General features: G+C 37.2%; 16 protein-coding genes and 1 pseudogene. 15 read left to right on the forward strand and 2 right to left on the reverse strand.

What is annotated here, in order from left to right; translation table 11 throughout:
- The first annotated feature begins 55 nt into the window (after window positions 1-55).
- The 13 genes and pseudogenes from murG to spoIIR all read left to right on the forward strand — a co-directional run bounded on the left by murG (window position 56) and on the right by spoIIR (window position 13,249).
- Complete coding sequence (gene murG / locus FR7_RS10595; RefSeq protein WP_007934754.1) at window positions 56-1,165, forward strand: undecaprenyldiphospho-muramoylpentapeptide beta-N-acetylglucosaminyltransferase; 1,110 nt, start codon at window positions 56-58, stop codon at window positions 1,163-1,165.
- A gap of 100 nt (window positions 1,166-1,265) precedes the next feature.
- Window positions 1,266-2,645: a UDP-N-acetylmuramate--L-alanine ligase gene (gene murC / locus FR7_RS10600; protein ID WP_007934752.1), complete on the forward strand. Its 1,380-nt coding sequence runs from the start codon at window positions 1,266-1,268 to the stop codon at window positions 2,643-2,645.
- 173 nt (window positions 2,646-2,818) lie between these two features.
- Window positions 2,819-4,072 carry a UDP-N-acetylglucosamine 1-carboxyvinyltransferase gene (murA, locus tag FR7_RS10605; RefSeq protein WP_007934750.1) on the forward strand — a complete coding sequence of 418 codons (1,254 nt, stop codon included), beginning with the start codon at window positions 2,819-2,821 and terminating at the stop codon, window positions 4,070-4,072.
- Window positions 4,073-4,085: 13 nt separating this feature from the next.
- Window positions 4,086-5,020, forward strand: a pseudogene (locus FR7_RS10610) (D-alanine--D-alanine ligase).
- A gap of 223 nt (window positions 5,021-5,243) precedes the next feature.
- Complete coding sequence (locus FR7_RS10615) at window positions 5,244-5,999, forward strand: cell division protein FtsQ/DivIB (protein ID WP_007934747.1); 756 nt, start codon at window positions 5,244-5,246, stop codon at window positions 5,997-5,999.
- Between the two features lie 57 nt (window positions 6,000-6,056).
- Window positions 6,057-6,749 (forward strand): DUF881 domain-containing protein, encoded by a 693-nt coding sequence (locus tag FR7_RS10620; protein ID WP_007934745.1) that lies wholly within the window; start codon window positions 6,057-6,059, stop codon window positions 6,747-6,749.
- Window positions 6,749-7,078 carry a small basic family protein gene (locus FR7_RS10625; protein WP_007934743.1) on the forward strand — a complete coding sequence of 110 codons (330 nt, stop codon included), beginning with the start codon at window positions 6,749-6,751 and terminating at the stop codon, window positions 7,076-7,078. Before FR7_RS10620 ends, FR7_RS10625 begins: the two co-directional genes overlap by 1 nt.
- A gap of 211 nt (window positions 7,079-7,289) precedes the next feature.
- Window positions 7,290-8,486: a cell division protein FtsA gene (gene ftsA / locus FR7_RS10630; protein WP_007934740.1), complete on the forward strand. Its 1,197-nt coding sequence runs from the start codon at window positions 7,290-7,292 to the stop codon at window positions 8,484-8,486.
- Window positions 8,487-8,513: 27 nt separating this feature from the next.
- Window positions 8,514-9,560, forward strand: a complete 1,047-nt coding sequence (ftsZ, locus tag FR7_RS10635; RefSeq protein ID WP_007934738.1) for a cell division protein FtsZ — start codon at window positions 8,514-8,516, stop codon at window positions 9,558-9,560.
- Between the two features lie 268 nt (window positions 9,561-9,828).
- Window positions 9,829-10,758, forward strand: coding sequence for a sigma-E processing peptidase SpoIIGA (gene spoIIGA / locus FR7_RS10640; protein WP_007934736.1), 930 nt, complete (start codon window positions 9,829-9,831; stop codon window positions 10,756-10,758).
- The gene (sigE, locus tag FR7_RS10645; RefSeq protein WP_007934734.1) at window positions 10,749-11,486 is read left to right on the forward strand and encodes an RNA polymerase sporulation sigma factor SigE; all 738 of its coding nucleotides are present in this window, start codon (window positions 10,749-10,751) and stop codon (window positions 11,484-11,486) included. The genes spoIIGA and sigE overlap by 10 nt, the downstream gene beginning before the upstream one ends.
- A 364-nt stretch (window positions 11,487-11,850) precedes the next feature.
- Window positions 11,851-12,624, forward strand: coding sequence for an RNA polymerase sporulation sigma factor SigG (gene sigG / locus FR7_RS10650; protein WP_007934732.1), 774 nt, complete (start codon window positions 11,851-11,853; stop codon window positions 12,622-12,624).
- A 22-nt stretch (window positions 12,625-12,646) separates the two neighbouring features.
- A complete protein-coding gene (gene spoIIR, locus FR7_RS10655; RefSeq protein WP_007934731.1) occupies window positions 12,647-13,249 on the forward strand; it encodes a stage II sporulation protein R in 603 nt (200 codons plus the stop codon).
- A gap of 196 nt (window positions 13,250-13,445) precedes the next feature.
- On the opposite strand, the gene FR7_RS10660 is transcribed toward spoIIR, so the two are convergent.
- Together FR7_RS10660 and FR7_RS23480 are read right to left on the reverse strand one after the other, a co-directional pair.
- Window positions 13,446-14,930, reverse strand: coding sequence for a recombinase family protein (locus tag FR7_RS10660; RefSeq protein ID WP_237715567.1), 1,485 nt, complete (start codon window positions 14,928-14,930; stop codon window positions 13,446-13,448).
- A 173-nt stretch (window positions 14,931-15,103) separates the two neighbouring features.
- A complete protein-coding gene (locus tag FR7_RS23480) occupies window positions 15,104-15,241 on the reverse strand; it encodes a hypothetical protein (protein WP_017531399.1) in 138 nt (45 codons plus the stop codon).
- 392 nt (window positions 15,242-15,633) lie between these two features.
- Here FR7_RS23480 and FR7_RS10665 point away from each other — a divergent pair, with 392 nt between their 5' ends.
- Together FR7_RS10665 and FR7_RS10670 are read left to right on the forward strand one after the other, a co-directional pair.
- A complete protein-coding gene (locus FR7_RS10665; RefSeq protein ID WP_007934728.1) occupies window positions 15,634-16,566 on the forward strand; it encodes a porin in 933 nt (310 codons plus the stop codon).
- Window positions 16,567-16,678: 112 nt separating this feature from the next.
- Window positions 16,679-16,930, forward strand: coding sequence for a hypothetical protein (locus FR7_RS10670; RefSeq protein ID WP_007934726.1), 252 nt, complete (start codon window positions 16,679-16,681; stop codon window positions 16,928-16,930).
- The last annotated feature ends 88 nt before the right edge of the window (window positions 16,931-17,018 follow it).

Raw genomic sequence — 17,018 nt, forward strand, 5'->3', positions numbered from 1 at the left:
TAAGAATTTCTGATAAAATAATTGAAGTTTTTAGAGTTAAGGGGGCAAGTCCGATATGCGGATTATTATGTCTGGCGGGGGAACAGGTGGCCACATCTACCCCGCCATTACTATCGCTAAGGCGTTACGAGAGAAAGTTAAATACTGCGAAGTATTGTTTATAGGTACCCAAAGTGGTTTAGAAGCTGACATTATACCTAAAGAAGGATTTACGATTCAGTTTATAGATGTAGCAGGATTTGAGAGGCGCTTGTCGGTAAAGAATATACAAACGATAGCTAAAACAATAGGAAGTATTTGGCAGTCGCAGAAAATTATCCGGCAGTTTAAGCCCGATATTGTTATTGGGACAGGCGGTTATGTTTGTGGGCCTGTTTTATTGGCAGCCAGTCTGCTTAAAATTCCAACAATGATTCAGGAACAAAATGTAATTCCTGGTATTACGAATAAGATTTTATCTCGTTTTGTCGATAAAATCGCTTTAGGGTTTACAGAAGCAAGTGAAAACTTTCCAAATCAAAATAAACTGTTTTTTACTGGAAATCCCATACGGCAAGAAGTTATATCTGCCAGCCGAGAAGAAAGCATAGCGGCTCTTGGTCTTGACCCGAACAAACGTACGATAATAATATCCGGCGGCAGCAGAGGTGCTCGCAGCATTAACCAGGCCATGATAAAGGTTCATCAGTTTTTTGCAGGCAGCAAGGAGATACAACTATTGCATGTTACTGGGCAAAGCGAGTATAATGGCATAGTTGGAAAATTTACGCAATGTGGTATAGATATAACGGCAGCTGGTAATATTATCATCAAACCATATTTATACAATATGCCTCAAGCACTAGCCGTAGCAGATCTTGCGATCTTTAGAGCGGGTGCCCTGGGATTAGCTGAATTAACAGCAAGAGGGGTTCCATCGATATTAGTTCCTTATCCATTCGCCGCAGAAAACCATCAGGAGTATAACGCTAGGGTGATGGAGCGGCAAGGAGCTGCCATTCTCATTCATGACAAAGAACTCAATCCTGATATATTAATTAATAGTATTAATGAATTAATTAATAATCCGCAAAAATTAGATATGATGTCTCTGGCAAGCAAAAAAATAGGTCGTCCTAAGGCTGCTGAGAGTATTGCCCAGATGGCTCTTAATCTGATTAAATAACATTATACATTAAGCTGTAACACCCTTGTGATGATCTGCATACTATAAAACACGCATAAGAGCTGATAGGTAAGGGTGCCCAAGAAAGGGGAGACATTTTTTGCTAAAAGATATAAAAAAAATTCACTTTGTTGGCATAGGTGGTGCTGGTATGAGCGCAATTGCCAAAGTCTTACTACAAATGGGATATATTGTTTCAGGGTCTGACCTTACTAAATCTGAGACTACTGCTAAACTAGAAAAAATAGGAGCTCATATATATTTAGGACACAATGAAGAGAATCTTCAAGATTCTCAAGCAATCGTAATATCAACAGCTATTCCTGAGACCAATCCTGAAGTTAAATTGGCAAGGAAAAAACAAATTCCGGTTTTTCATCGTGCAGATATTGTGGCATATTTAATGTTGCAGTATAAGGGAATTGCTGTTGCTGGTGCTCATGGTAAGACGACAACGACATCGATGATTGCCGTTATGCTTGAACATGCAGGAGTGGACCCGACTGTAATTATTGGTGGTGAAGTTGATTATTTAAATGGTAATGCGAAACTGGGATCAGGTCAATATTTAGTCGCTGAGGCAGATGAGAGCGACGGTTCCTTCTTGAAATTTTCACCCCATATTGCCGTAGTTACGAATATTGAGAATGATCATATGGACTTTTATAAAACGATGGAAAATGTGTTAGATACTTTCAAAAAATTCTTACATAAATTGCCACCAAATATAGGATTGGGTATTGTATGCTTTGATAATGAGAATATTCGAAATTTAGTAAATGAAGTAGATCGTCCCTATATTTCTTATGGAATTGATCATACTGCTCAATATATGGCGCGGAATCTTTCAACTCAAGGAGCCACGACTACTTATGATGTATATCATAATGAACAGTTATTAGGGTCTATTAAAATAAATGTTCCAGGAAGACATAATGTAGGGAATTCTTTAGCAGCTGTCATTGTTGGTTTAAATATTGGTCTTACTTTCCAGGAAATTGCAGAAGGATTGGCTCATTTTCAAGGCGCTAAACGCCGCTTTCAAACGAAGGCTAGGATTAATGGAGTTTGGATCATTGACGATTATGCTCATCATCCTACTGAAATTGCAACTACGTTATTGGCAGCCCGCCAGACAGAGCCGAATCGGTTAATTTGTGTATTCCAGCCTCATCGTTATTCACGTACTGCATTTTTACGTAATGAATTTGGCTCTGCTTTTCAATCAAGTGATATATTAGTTCTTACTGATGTGTATTCAGCGGGAGAAGCACCAATTCCGGGGATTACAGGTGAGGTCTTGAAAGAGGAGGTTGAAAGCCAAACGAGTAAGAAGGTAATTTATATTGCGGATAAAGATAAAATAGCTAGGTATCTTAGTCAAATTGTGGAACCTGGTGATCTGGTTATTACCATGGGAGCTGGAAATGTTTACTGTGTAGGGGAAGAACTAATTGAAACCTTAGTGCAAAAACAGTAGTTATAGAATTTGTCTCCCCTAAGGGAGACATTTGTTTCTATGAAAAGTGGGTTTCTATAATATCATTTAATACATAATTAAGTGATTGTTTAAATTTGTGATGATACTTGGTGTAAGCCAAGTTTTCTAATTGATGTATAGGGTGATTGTACTTTTCTAGGAGGGGGAAGACGGTGGAGAAATTTATCGTCAAGGGGGAAGTACAGTTAAATGGAACGATTAGGATAAGTGGAGCCAAGAATGCGATATTGCCGATTATGGCAGCAACACTATTATGTTCTGGTGTAAGCATTATTCATGACGTTCCTTACTTACGAGATATTAAAGTTATGCAAGATATTCTAACCTTATTTGGGGCTAAAATTATTAGAGAACAGGATACATTGTTAATTGATACATCCAATATACAGGATGCGGATATTCCAGAACATTTAATGCGAGAGATGAGAGCATCTATCTTTTTGATGGGACCATTGTTAGGCCGATTTCATAAAGTAAAACTTTCTTATCCTGGAGGCTGTGCGATTGGCCCAAGGCCCATTGATCTGCACATAAAGGCATTGGAAAAAATTGGGGCATCCGTTAAAGAAAATTTTGGATTTATTGAAGCACAAGCTGCTTGCCTGACTGGTGGTGAAATTAATTTTGATTATCCTAGTGTAGGTGCTACAGAAAATGCTATGATGGCGGCAGTACTAGCTAATGGTGCAACGATAATTCGAAATGCAGCCCGCGAACCAGAAATATATGATTTGCAAGTATTTCTTAATAAGATGGGTGCTAAAGTAATCGGCGCTGGTACTGATACTATTAGAATTGATGGTATAAAGAAATTAACGCCTGCTGAACATATTGTAATGTCTGATCGCATTCAGGCAGGTACGTTTCTGATTGCAGCAGCCATTACCCATGGTGACGTAGTTGTAGAGAATATATTATCAGAACATATTTTTTCCGTGACAGATAAGCTAAAAGATATTGGTGTAAAAATTACAACAGGAAACAATTCAATCCGGGTAAGAGGGGGAGATTTGCGTGGTGTTGATATTAAAACATTGCCATATCCAGGCTTTCCCACGGATCTGCAAGCACCGATGTTATCTCTAGTAACAAATGCCAAAGGAACGAGTATTATAACAGAAACAATTTTTGAAAATCGTTTTAAACATGTAGATGAATTAATGCGTATGGGAGCTAAAATAAAAGTAGAAGGTCGTACTGCTATTATACGCGGTATACCCAAATTAACAGGAGCCATCGTTGCTGCCCATGATCTTAGGGCTGGTGGAGCATTAGTTCTAGCGGCTTTAGCAGCAGAAGGCGTTTCTGAAATAGAAAATGTATATCATATCGATCGGGGATATGAAGCATTAGAAGAAAAACTTAGAAGTTTAGGTGCAAATATTTCACGCCATAAAAAGGACTAGGGGGATTTATAGTATGAAGAGCAAAAGAATTGCAGTGGTAATGGGGGGCCATCAGCGGAAAGAGAGGTTTCTTTAAATACAGGTAAAGCCATTTTAACAGCACTTCAGGAAAGCGGATATAAAGGTGCAGTAGGTATTGATCTTGATCCTGCACGTTTTGTAGAACAGTTAACTAAAGAAAAAATTGAAATTGTTTTTAATGCGATTCATGGTCAATATGGTGAAGATGGAGTATTACAAGGAGCACTTGAATTGTTAGGTATCCCTTATACTGGGTCAGGAGTGTTAGCTAGTGCGATGGCTATGGATAAAGGTATCTCTAAACGAATATTTTTGTCGGCCTCCATTCCGACACCTCGTTCTCTTTTATTTACAAAAGCCGACTTAAGCCGTGATTTAGTAACAGAAATTATTGCTGGTTTTAGCATACCGGTTGTAGTAAAATCTTCATCTCAGGGATCTAGCATTGGTGTTGTCATTGTTGAAAAAAGTGCAGATTTGTCTCAGGCAATTGAGCAGGCTTTCCAATACAGCGATACCATTTTAGTTGAGGAATTTATAAAAGGAAGAGAACTTACCGTTGCAATCTTAGGCAATAATGACTTAAAGGCATTGCCTGTGATTGAAATAGTTCCTTTTTCAGGGAGGTATGATTATCATTCTAAATATACAAAGGGAACTACTGAATATATTGTGCCAGCTCAATTATCAGAGGAAACCACTTTCCTTGTGCAAAAAGTGGCTTTAGAGGCTTTTCATGCATTAAGATGCTGTGGCATTGCCAGAGTGGATATCATGCTTGATGATGATAATAATCCGTATGTGCTAGAAGTGAATACGATACCTGGAATGACAGGTACTAGTTTAGTACCGAAAGCAGCAGCGGCTGCAGGAATGTCATTTAGTGCATTATGTGAAGAATTACTGTGTCTAGTAGAGACTAAATAATATAAAATATTATTTCCTTGTAGGTGCAAGACAGTATTTGTATGGATTCAATAATATTCAGTTAGCTAAGGAGGTATGCTTCTTTTCATAGCTAACTGAATCGGTAATTATTGGAGACCGTATCAACATACTGTCTGCTTTTTTATAATTGTATTATGCTTAGAATTGTTGTATCATTACTTTTATACTTATAGTTATTAACGTTATTTCAAGGAGCGATTATATGGGGGATCTAGAATCATTGCAGTATACACCGAAAGATAAAAGCCTTAGGCCGAATCAAGGGTTTATTGGATTAATTTTAGTACTGGTTATACTGATTGCTGGACTATTATTTATCAAGTCATCTTACTTTACTATAGGGGAAGTAGTAGTTGAAGGCAATAATTATGTAACTGTGGATGATGTATACCATATCGCCGACATTCCTGAAAAATTGAATATATTTAATTTAAACACATCGGATATAAGAAATCGCTTACTTAATGACTTAAGAATTGCAGAGGTTGAAATTTCACGACGCTTTCCAGGAACTATAGTCATTCATATAAAGGAACGAAAGCCGATCGTGTATGTCACTAGTAGCTATGGATTCTTAGAATTGGATTCCCAAGGCATTGTACTAGCCGCTTTCAAAAATTTAAAAAATATGAATGTGCCTATGATAACAGGAATTCGATTAGATAATGAGTATGTAAGTGACAAAATTGAAAATCCAACGATTCAAAGTGTTGTACACTATTTATCATTGCTGGATGAACCAGTTTTGAATCAAATCTCTGAGGTAAATGTAATATCACCAGAGCAAATCAGTGCTTATACAGTTGCATCCGTGCAGATACGTTTGGGCAGTAGTGAAAGATTGTCTGATAAAGTTAAATTAACAAATACTATTTTACATGAAATTAGTGATAAAAAAATAAATGTAGAATATATTGATCTTACCTACGCTTCGCCTTTTATTAAATTAAAACCTTAGAAGGTGAGGAACTTCAAGAATACTAAAAATATAGTTTAAAAAAAGGAGAGCGAGAAATTGCTGAAGCTTAGACAAGGACAAGCTGCTATTGCCTTGGTATGCGTGGTACTGGGGTTTATGTTAGCGGTACAATTTCGTACGGCCCAGGATATCCGATCAAGTATTCCTTTTCAGCGTATTGAGGACTTATCGCAACGCTTAAGTCAAACTGAAAAAGAACGTGATGTACTACTTAAACAAGTATATGAATTAAGACAGACGACAGGAGCCGAATCTGCGACGAAAGAAAGCGAAAATATTAAAATGGGTGCTGGTGTAGTGGCTGTAAGAGGCACGGGTCTTAGTATAACAATTGACGATAGCAAAAGATTATCGAAACCAGGAGAAAATCCGAACTTATATTTAATTCATGATGAAGATATGTTAAAGGTAATTAATGAATTGTGGGCAGCTGGTGCAGAGGCGATCTCTATTAATGGGCAGAGGCTAATTGCCACATCAGAAGTACGTTGTGCTGGGCCAACGCTATCGGTAAATAATACACGCTATTCGCCACCATATGAAATATTGGTGATTGGTGAACCGCAAACCTTAGAAAATTCCCTTAAGATGAGAGGCGGAGTAATAGAGACATTGCAATTTTGGGGGATTCAAGTCAGTCTGAAAAAACAAGATGTAGTAGATGTTCCTGCATATAAAGGCGCATTTCGCTTTGAATATGCCAAGCCAATAAAGGATGGTGGTAAATAGTGGCTTTACCATTGGTTGGACTTATTATTGGTATTAGTTTAGGTGTTTTTTTCCCTCTTACTATACCTGTTGAATATGCAAAATTCATGTCAGTTGCTTTATTAGCTTCTTTGGACTCTGTATTTGGCGGATTACGGGCTGGAGCGGAAGAAAAATTTGATAATACTGTATTTATTACAGGTTTTTTTACAAATGCATTAATGGCTGCTGGATTAGTGTACATTGGTGAAGGTTTGGGTATTGATTTATATTATGTTGCACTATTAGCTTTTGGTTTACGGATATTCCAGAACTTAGCAATCATTCGACGCTATTTTTTAAGGAAATAATAAGGAGTTAGAATCGTTAGAGCTTCTGAAGACTTGGCCTACGCCAAGTCTTTTTTAAATATAAAAGGATAATCAAGGTGCTAATTTGCTATAATGAGACTTTTAAAAAATATTAGTAGGATAATTGTCTCTTTATTACAATAAAAAAAGGAAATTTAGTATTTATGTTGAAATAGGAGTATGGTGTAGAATACTTCAAACGAGGTTAGCCATGGATAGCAAAAATATCTTAGGAATTGATATCGGTACAAGTAATATTAAAATATTTGTTGGAAAAATTGGTCTAGATGGACATGTAACAATCGCTGGTAGCGGCCAAATGACAACAAATGGCTTTGCAAAAGGTGTAATTTCCAATTGTAATCTATTGGTTAAGTCTATTGAACAAGCTGTTGACTGTGCAGTAATGGCTACTGATCTTTCTGTTAAGGATGCTTATATCGGCATTGGCGGTATGGAACTTAATGCAGTAAATAGTATTGGCAGCATTGCTCCTTCAGCTCCAAGTAGCATTACAATAGATGACGTGAATCGTGTGTATCGAGCTGCAGCATTGGTTGCTATTCCTGATGATCATGAAGTGTTACATGTATTGCCACAGAAGATTTTTGTTGATAAACAAAGAAAAAATGGATTGCCACTACAGGAAAAAGGTTCTCACTTAGAAGTGGAGGCTCATGTTGTAAGTATACCTAAAATGACACTCAATGATCTGGTCAGAGAAATTGAAACGTTAGGTATACATGTTGTTAGTGTAATTGCTAATGCTGTTGCTGTTACAGAAGCTATAATTCCAGTGCCTGCTAAAAACTTTTTAGTGATAGATATAGGAGCGGGGAGTACAGAGTTAATCTTGTACCAAGAGGGGCATATCGATTTCACTACAGCGTTACCTCTAGGTGGAAATTATATTACAAGTGATATTATGCGAGGATTAGCTATTTCCTGGGAACATGCTGAGGAGATTAAGAAATATTATGCAAAGCTAAATAAACAACTACAGGGGCAGGAGATCATTTTAGATTGTAACGCGTATGGTACTACAGACAAGCATGTTTCTTATGACTTTTTATATAAAATTGTTGAGAGTCGTATCTGTGAACTTGTTTATTTAATGCATGAGCATAGTAAAATATTTTTGGCAGAAAATAAAATTGAAAAGATTTTTCTTACTGGTGGTTGTGGGGCTATGTCTGGTTTTGTTCAGAGCATAGAAGCAACCTTTGGTATACCGGTTCAAGTTGTCATTCATCAAGAACTGCCTTTAGAATATCGTTCTCCTGAAAATGCAGCTTGTTATGGGATATTAAAATATGCAGGAAAGAATTTGCCAAAACCCCAAGTTATTCTAGAGAGTAATCCTTGGCGGTCATTGATGAGTAAGTGTAGAAATTTTTTAAAAAACTAAATCTTGTGACTATAAGGGGGAAATTCCATGCTTGAATTAGATATGGATTTAGATCAATTTGCTGCAATTAAAGTAATTGGTGTTGGCGGTGGTGGAAATAATGCTGTAAATCGGATGATTGCTGCTGGTCTACATGGCGTAGAATTTATAACAGTAAATACAGATGCACAAGCATTAATGCATTCTCAGGCAGCTTATCGAATACAAATTGGCGAAAAACTTACCAAAGGACTTGGAGCAGGTGCCAATCCGGACATTGGTGAAAAAGCTGCTCAAGAAAGTCGTGAAGAAATTATAAAGGCATTGCGTGGTGCTGATATGGTTTTTGTAACTGCAGGAATGGGAGGCGGTACGGGTACTGGTGCAGCTCCTGTTGTTGCTGAGTGTGCTAAAGAGGTAGGGGCATTAACGGTTGGTGTTGTCACGAAACCCTTTTCTTTTGAAGGTCGGAGACGTCAGGCGCAAGCTGAAAGTGGAACCGCAAAGTTGAAAGAAAAAGTAGATACTCTGATTACCATACCGAATGATCGCTTATTGCAAGTCGCTGATAAGCGTACTTCTATGATCGATGCTTTTCGCATTGCTGATGATGTATTACGACAAGGGGTACAAGGGATTTCGGATCTAATTGCTGTACCAGGGCTTATTAATTTGGATTTTGCAGATGTGAAGACCATTATGACTGATACGGGTTCAGCCCTAATGGGGATTGGATATGGTTCAGGCGATAATCGAGCAGTAGCTGCAGCTGAAGCGGCAATAAAGAGTCCTTTGCTAGAAACTTCGATTGAAGGCGCCAGGGGAGTTCTTTTGAATATTACAGGAGGGCCGAGTTTAGGTTTACTAGAGGTAAATGAGGCTGCTGCGATTATTTCTGATGCAGTTGATCCTGAAGCAAATATTATTTTTGGCGCAGTCATTGATGAAAATTTTCAGGATGAAGTTCGTGTAACTGTAATTGCTACAGGGTTTGACGGTAAGCCTCTTAGTGTAGTAAAAGGAAAATTGGAGAGTACAACGATAGAACCTTTTAAAGTACGTGATTTAGATATACCAACATGGATGAGACGTTAATATTAACCTCTTCTCTTATGTTAATGCGAGAATATAAATGAATAATGTAATAAAAAAAGCATGCAAAATTAAATTTTGTATGCTTTTTTGTTTAGGATTAAAAAAATAAGCAGCAATTGATGCAACAAATAAGTTGGAAGAAAAAACCATATTTCTACAAAAAAATAAAGATCACCTTGTTATAATAAGAATAACTTATGCAATGAAACAATAGATTATTATTAAAATGTATATTGCTGTTACGTTTATGATGATAGGAAGGTTATTGATGTATATCTATGCTGATGTGCTTTTTATTATTAATATAATGATGAATAGTATGATTCTAATGTTAACGGCTTGGACGGTAGGGGCTACATATAAATTTTGGCGGATAGTATTAGCAGCTGCAGTAGGGGGTTGCTACGTCTTAATCGGTATGCTGCCTAGTATGGAGTTCTGTCATACCGCTATCGCTAAATTAGTAATGTCATGCCTGCTGATTTATATAGCGTTTGGCTATACATCTAAACGCAGATCATTTTTATTGTTAGCATCTTTTTATGTTGTATCCTTTATTTTAGGTGGTTCTATTGTTGGATGGGTTTATTTCTGGCAAGTGAATCATTATTCTCATACGCTGATCAGAATTCTTACAACTTTATCCTGGGAAAATGTATTATGGGGAAGTTGTTTAGGATCTATTTTGATTGTTACTATCATACGGCGTATGTTATCGAGTACAACTCGGCAGCAAAGTCTATATCAAGTGAAAATTGAATATAATGGGCAGGTGGTTGAGTTAACAGCCATGCTTGATACAGGTAACAGTTTATATACTACAATAGGCCATAAACCAGTGGTTTTAGTTAGTCAATATGTTATAGCGTCAATTTTAAGTGAGGATGTGGTAACTTTTTTACAAGAAAATGTACCAGAAATGTGGTTGGTGAACTTATCCCAGTGTACTGATGAAAAATGGCTATCACGTACACAAATAATTCCTTACCATGGCATTGGAAGCCGCAGTATGTTGCTCGCTTTTAGAGCTGATGCCTTACTTGTATCGCTATCAGGTACAGCAGAAATAAGGATTCAGAATGTGGTAATTGGAATTTATAGTGGTGCTCTATCAGAGGATGGAACATATGCTGGCTTATTACATCCTCAGATAATCAATGAGTTATACAAAAAAGAGGGGGCAAGTATATGCGCATAACATGGTCTATCATTAAAATAGTGATCAAACTAAAGACGATCTGTTTGTTGCAAAGATTGGGAATATTAGCGGCTGATGAGGTTTTTTATGTCGGTAGTACAGAAGTATTGCCTCCCCCTTTAAGTAATGACGAAGAAGTATTTTTATTAACTCGCTTGCAAAAAGGCGACTTAGGGGTTAAAAGTATTTTTATTGAAAGAAATTTACGTCTAGTCGTGTACATTGCCCGCAAGTTTGAAAATACAGGGGTGGGAATAGAAGATCTTGTTAGTATAGGGACAATTGGTTTGATTAAGGCTGTAAATACTTTTGATCCTGTAAAACGCATAAAGTTAGCGACATATGCATCGAGATGCATTGAAAATGAGATTTTGATGTATCTTAGGCGTAATAGCAAAACCAGAGCGGAAGTATCTTTTGATGAACCTTTGAACATCGACTGGGATGGTAATGAGTTACTCTTATCGGATGTGTTAGGTACAGAAAACGATATTATTTATAAATCTGTTGAAGAAGAAGTGGATAAGACTTTGCTGCATACCGCTATGAATAAACTATGCGGACGAGAAAGGCGTATTATGGAGCTGCGATTTGGCTTGCATGATGACGGAGCAGAGCGTACCCAAAAAGAAGTTGCAGATATGTTGGGAATATCTCAGTCTTATATATCTAGACTCGAAAAGAGAATTATCAAGCGCTTGCGTAAAGAAATTATGCGTATGGAATAACGATAAGATAAAGATTTTGTCTATATGCAATGCGTTGAGAAACCTGAATATAGATTTTAGTCTGCCAGGATGGAATATGGGGGTTCGCTTGCTTCCGACGTAACGCCGTTCACCCCTAGCTTCCATCCCTGATGATTGCCATGTAGAAGATTGATTTCAACTTATCCAATACACCTCTGATGAGGTGTATTTTTATTTTTATGAGAAATATAGCTGCAAGGCTTATTTTGGTAAGAGCTCGTTGGTTTTCATAACATTTGTTTATCTATTGTAGCAAGGATGAATAAAACTAACTATCCATGGCAATAATGCTCATGTATGGTAATAATTCAAATGGACTATGGAAACCAATGGGGGGAATAAAATGATTATTAATAAAGTAGAAATTTGCGGCGTAAATACAGCGAAACTCCCGGTGCTTTCCGCCACTAAGATGCGTGAACTATTTGTGGTGCTTCAAAATGGAGAATTGTCTGTAAGAGAACAATTAATATATGGTAATCTACGATTGGTACTGAGTGTTATTCAACGATTTAATAACCGAGGCGAATATGTAGATGATTTATTCCAGGTCGGTTGTATTGGTTTGATGAAAGCCATTGATAATTTTGACCTGTCGCAAAATGTGAAATTTTCCACCTATGCCGTGCCTATGATTATTGGTGAGATACGTCGGTATTTACGAGATAATAATCCAATTCGTGTTAGTCGCTCAATGCGAGACATTGCTTATAAGGCTCTGCAGGTAAGGGATTCTTTGGTCAACAGACATTCACGTGAGCCGTCCATCAAAGAAATTGCTGATGAGCTTAAAATTCAACGAGAAGAAATCATTTTTGCCCTCGATGCAATTCAAGAACCAATATCTTTATTTGAACCAATTTATCATGATGGTGGAGATCCTATTTTTGTAATGGATCAGATTAGTGATGATAAACAGCTAGATTTTAATTGGCTAGAAGGGGTGGCAATCAAAGAAGCAATGCATAGATTAAGCGATAGGGAAAAACATATACTTAATTTGCGCTTCTTTGAAGGAAAAACACAAATGGAAGTGGCTGATGAGATCGGAATTTCTCAGGCGCAAGTTTCACGATTAGAAAAAGCGGCTCTTAGCCATATGCGCAAATATATATAAATGAATAGGGGAGAAATTGATTGTGAAGTATAATACAGTATGGGGAAGAGGTTTGCTAATCGTTCTTTTCATTGTGGCTGGATGGGGTTTTTTGCTTTACTATGGACAAGACAATTTACCCGTATCGCTCGGTAAGGAAAATCTCATACGTTTACATGTACTCGCGAATAGTGATAGTGCATCTGATCAACAGCTAAAGTTAAAAGTGCGTGATGCCGTTATTGCTTATTTAGCACCGCATTTAGAAACTGTTATTGATAAAGAAATGGCAAGGCAGGTTGTATTGGAACATCAGGGCGAGCTTACTGCAGTGGCGGAAAAGGTCGTGGCAATGAATGGATCCCATGAGTCAGTAGCGATAGAGTTAGGCATGTTTGATTTTCCTATAAAATCATATGGTAATTTGGTATTGCCGGCTGGAAAATATGAGGCAGTGCGTGTACTTATAGGGAAGGCGCAAGGGAAAAATTGGTGGTGCGTATTATTTCCTCCTCTTTGTTTTATTGATATTACTAACGCGACTGCATTGCCGCCAAAGGAAGTTATTAGTGGTACAGAACAGAAAGACGAAAAAGTTGAATTTCGCTGGAAATTAGCTGAACTTTGGAAAGAGGGGCTAAAGTGAATTCATTTACCTGCGACATTCCTGACACCTTTACTCTTTAACTTCATATACTATATGGAACAAGCAGAGGTGTAGGGGGGAAAAATATGATAAAGACGTCAGATCTTAACATGTCAGATATTCAAATGGTAAAAACAAACATGGCTTTTTTAATCGGTACTCATAAAAGAGATGTTGGCGGTTTTTTTCATTAAATTTATTTTTCAAGGTAAAATTCGAAAGAATCATTAAGTCTTACGGCAAAAATACGATACGAGAGTTTAAGTAATACATTGCGTTTTTCTGTAAAAGTTTTAGCAGTGATTAAATCAGCTGGTGATGTTACCAGCTGATTTATTTTTTCTTGGAGAGTTCTCAGCTCAGATATATCGTGATGGATAGTAGTTAGCTCCTTATTTAGGGTTTGTAATTCTCTTTCTACTGTTTCGCTATCAATCAAATTCTCCTGATACCAACGCAGGGTATTTATTTTTTTCTTCTTTAGTTCAACTTGGAGAGCATGTAAATTTGTTATTTGTTCTGAATAGTTAAAATTGGTGTTGGTAAGTATGGATTCTTGTAAATGATCTTTAGCAGTTGCTAGGGTAACGAGGCATTGCCAGACAGCTTGTTCTAAATCTTCCACGGGTATTCGGCGACACTGGCAAGAGGTGCCATTGACTGCATAGGTATTTGATTCTTTGGAAATACAGGAATAATAATAGTAGATTTTATCACTACCATTTTTTCGCTTAGCAGGACGAGCATAGGCTGTCATGGAACGTCCGCAGAGAGCACAGTGCAGCAATCCTCGTAAAAGATAATTATGTTTATTATTACGTGTTGCCAATTTCTTATTTCGTTGGATCTGCAATTGGGCAGATTCCCACATTTCACGAGTGACTATTGCAGGTATTGTAACAGGAATCCAAGCTTCAGGAGGATTATCTTTGATTTCGCGGCTATTCTGACCTGTTTTACAAGTTTTTTGCTTAAAAAGATAATGCTGTCCATGATACATTTCTTTAGTAAGAATGCGTGAGACAGTGCAGATCGAGAGCGGGCGATTATTTGTGCCGACAATACCAAGACGTGCTAACTCTAAAGTAATCCGCCTTGATCCATAGCCTTGATGAATGCATAAATGATAAATGAATTGAATGGTTTTACTTGCCTCTTCGTTGATGACATACATGCTATTTTTTTTGTCCCAGTCATAGCCAAAGGGGCGGGCATTGGAGACGATTTTTCCTTGATTTGCTTTCGCTCGGCGGCCGCGGGAAGTTCTTTCACGAATTTTTGATTTTTCATAAGCAGAAATAGCGCCTTTCATACTGAAGAATAAGCGGCCTTCTGGTGAGGAATCATAATCGCCGGTAACAAAAGTAATTCTGGCACCTGTTTTTTCTATTTCATCAGCAATAATCAATTGATTGGTAAGATTACGGGAAAGACGGTCAGGATCATAAATAGCTACGATTTTTATGATCCCGTTTTGTAAATCATTTCGTAGTTTATCAAGGCCGGGTCGCTCTAAATATTCTCCGCTATAGCCATCGTCAATATATTCTTTTATTCTGGTGTGATCTATCGCTAATAAATGATTGCGACAGGCAGCGATTTGGTCGTTTAAAGAATAACCTTTGCGGGCTTGGTCATCTGTTGACACTCTCACATATAGCGCATTCATAATATCCTCCATTATTATTGAGTGTTATCTATTTTTATGTGAGGATAAAAGAAAAATGACAGAACACATGTTCTGCCATCTTAGAAGAATGTATCCAATGACTAAAAACACCCTAAGATTCCATCTTCTATAAGTGGGACTAAGACTAGCATTCCATCCATATCTTAGTCTTTTTTATTTGAAACTTATTTTCCTCTGCCGGCTTTTCTCATGGGCATTTGATGGCTGGTATTGTTAGCTTTTCCTTTAGCCGCCTTTAAGAATGATTTATTGTTTTCATTTGCTTTTTTCTTCTTATCAAGTAATAGAGCCTGTAAATCCAAAGTGCATTCCTCCTTTGCTCGATTGTTGCATCTTGTAAGAGATAAGTCTATTATACCATGGCTTTTTAACTAGTCCAAATGTTAAAACGCATAAAAACGTATTTTTGCAAGAGACATAGTACACTACTGCGATTCTTTGATAATTAATATCAATGAATGTACTAAAAATAAAAACATTTGTTTTTATTTCCGGCAGGATTTTATGATTTGTCCGACGAATTAACGATAATCCTAAAATTTTGTAAGTATAGTCTTAGATGTACTTGGAGGTGGATCTGTATAACATCTGGATAGAGCTGCAAGCTGGCTAGTCGGTGGGGAGCCAAATACACGCTGGATATCTATCGGTACCGAAGAAGCCATAGGGGAACAATAATATTGGGGGAAATATGATGAAGAAAATAATTACTACTGCTCTTGCTGCCGCTATGGTTTTAACTACAGGAGCTGCCTTTGCCGCTCCTGTAGAACTTGATGGTCAAGTCAAAGTACAATACCGTTCTAATACTGCTGATGGTGATCCTGATACTCAAGGCGGCATATATAGTTTTCGCCTAAATGCCAAAACAGCCTTAAGCAATAATGTTGATTTGTTTGCCCGTTTTGCTGCACAATCTCTTAGCGGAGACAAAATTGGTCCGGATTTTTCCAAAGCTAAATATGGTAATAGCGTAGCTGTTATTGATCAATATGGAATTATCGTAAAGGAAAACGATTTTCAATATAAAGTAGGACGCCAGGGGCTTTCTATTAGCCCTACCGCTCTTTTATATAGTAGTGAAGGATATATTGGAGAAGATATGGTACTTTTTGATGGTGTAGTCGCTACTGGAAAATCTGGTGTAACTTCATTACAAATTGTTGCTGGTAAAAGTGATAAAGATACTAAAGATAAGGTTTATTCGGTTCATGCTTCTTATAGTCCTGTAAAAGATTGGACTGTAGGAGGTACCATTGCAAAGGCTAATCCTAATGCGGGTAGTGATAGAACTTTTTGGGGAACTGATGTCCAATATACTACTGGTAAAGCCAGCTTTGTAGCGGATTATATTAAATCTGATGCTGATACTAAAAATGATGCTCTCGTCCTTGGGGTAACATATGCCTTTGATGATAAAAATAACTTATCCGCTTATTCCCACAGAACTGATGCTAATGCAGATATTTATACTGATTGGGATCGTGGAGAAAAAGGTGCATACTATATTTATAACCACAAATTTGATAAAACCACTTCACTGAACTTATTATATAAAAGCAATTCTGCAATTGACACTGATGCTGATAATACTTCTTTCCGTGCTGCAGTTGCATATAAATTTTAAATTGCTGTCTTACAGGAGAGAACGCGAATCGTTAGGTTCGTGTTCTCTTCTTTATTATTGACAAAGGTATCAATAGTAGTGTTCTCACATAGATTTAGATGAGGTGATCAATATGTCACGTGAGAGAAAGCCCTGTAAAGGCATATTTCGTGGTCTAATTATTGGCAGGACGAATCAGAATGGTGGACCATACTCTGCCATTGAAAATGGTGAATGCAGAGTTATTGAGTATGTGGAACAGAGTAATATACCTGAATTAGTAACTCTTGAAAGAGCGGTTGCCAATGCTTTTATTCAGACAGGTATCTGTCAGTACAATAGCAGAGAAGAAATAGAAAAATATATGGAAATTCACGATAAATAATGTAAAGAATATTTTAAGGCTTAAAGAGGATTTATTGACAGGTATATCAGAGCATGTTTTAATAAGTGTATAGAAGTATATTAGGCGG

Origin of the sequence: Pelosinus fermentans DSM 17108 (genome assembly GCF_000271485.2) — a bacterium.
Lineage (GTDB): Bacteria > Bacillota > Negativicutes > DSM-13327 > DSM-13327 > Pelosinus > Pelosinus fermentans.

What these genes read in the sequence shown, in the direction of transcription:
- murG (WP_007934754.1), top strand. Translation starts at nt 56, where the DNA reads ATGCGGATTATTATGTCTGGCGGGGGAACAGGTGGCCACATCTACCCC.
- FR7_RS10615 (WP_007934747.1), top strand. Translation starts at nt 5,244, where the DNA reads ATGGGGGATCTAGAATCATTGCAGTATACACCGAAAGATAAAAGCCTT.
- ftsA (WP_007934740.1), top strand. Translation starts at nt 7,290, where the DNA reads ATGGATAGCAAAAATATCTTAGGAATTGATATCGGTACAAGTAATATT.
- ftsZ (WP_007934738.1), top strand. Translation starts at nt 8,514, where the DNA reads ATGCTTGAATTAGATATGGATTTAGATCAATTTGCTGCAATTAAAGTA.
- spoIIGA (WP_007934736.1), top strand. Translation starts at nt 9,829, where the DNA reads ATGTATATCTATGCTGATGTGCTTTTTATTATTAATATAATGATGAAT.
- sigE (WP_007934734.1), top strand. Translation starts at nt 10,749, where the DNA reads ATGCGCATAACATGGTCTATCATTAAAATAGTGATCAAACTAAAGACG.
- sigG (WP_007934732.1), top strand. Translation starts at nt 11,851, where the DNA reads ATGATTATTAATAAAGTAGAAATTTGCGGCGTAAATACAGCGAAACTC.
- FR7_RS10660 (WP_237715567.1), bottom strand. Translation starts at nt 14,930, where the DNA reads ATGGAGGATATTATGAATGCGCTATATGTGAGAGTGTCAACAGATGAC.
- FR7_RS10665 (WP_007934728.1), top strand. Translation starts at nt 15,634, where the DNA reads ATGAAGAAAATAATTACTACTGCTCTTGCTGCCGCTATGGTTTTAACT.
- FR7_RS10670 (WP_007934726.1), top strand. Translation starts at nt 16,679, where the DNA reads ATGTCACGTGAGAGAAAGCCCTGTAAAGGCATATTTCGTGGTCTAATT.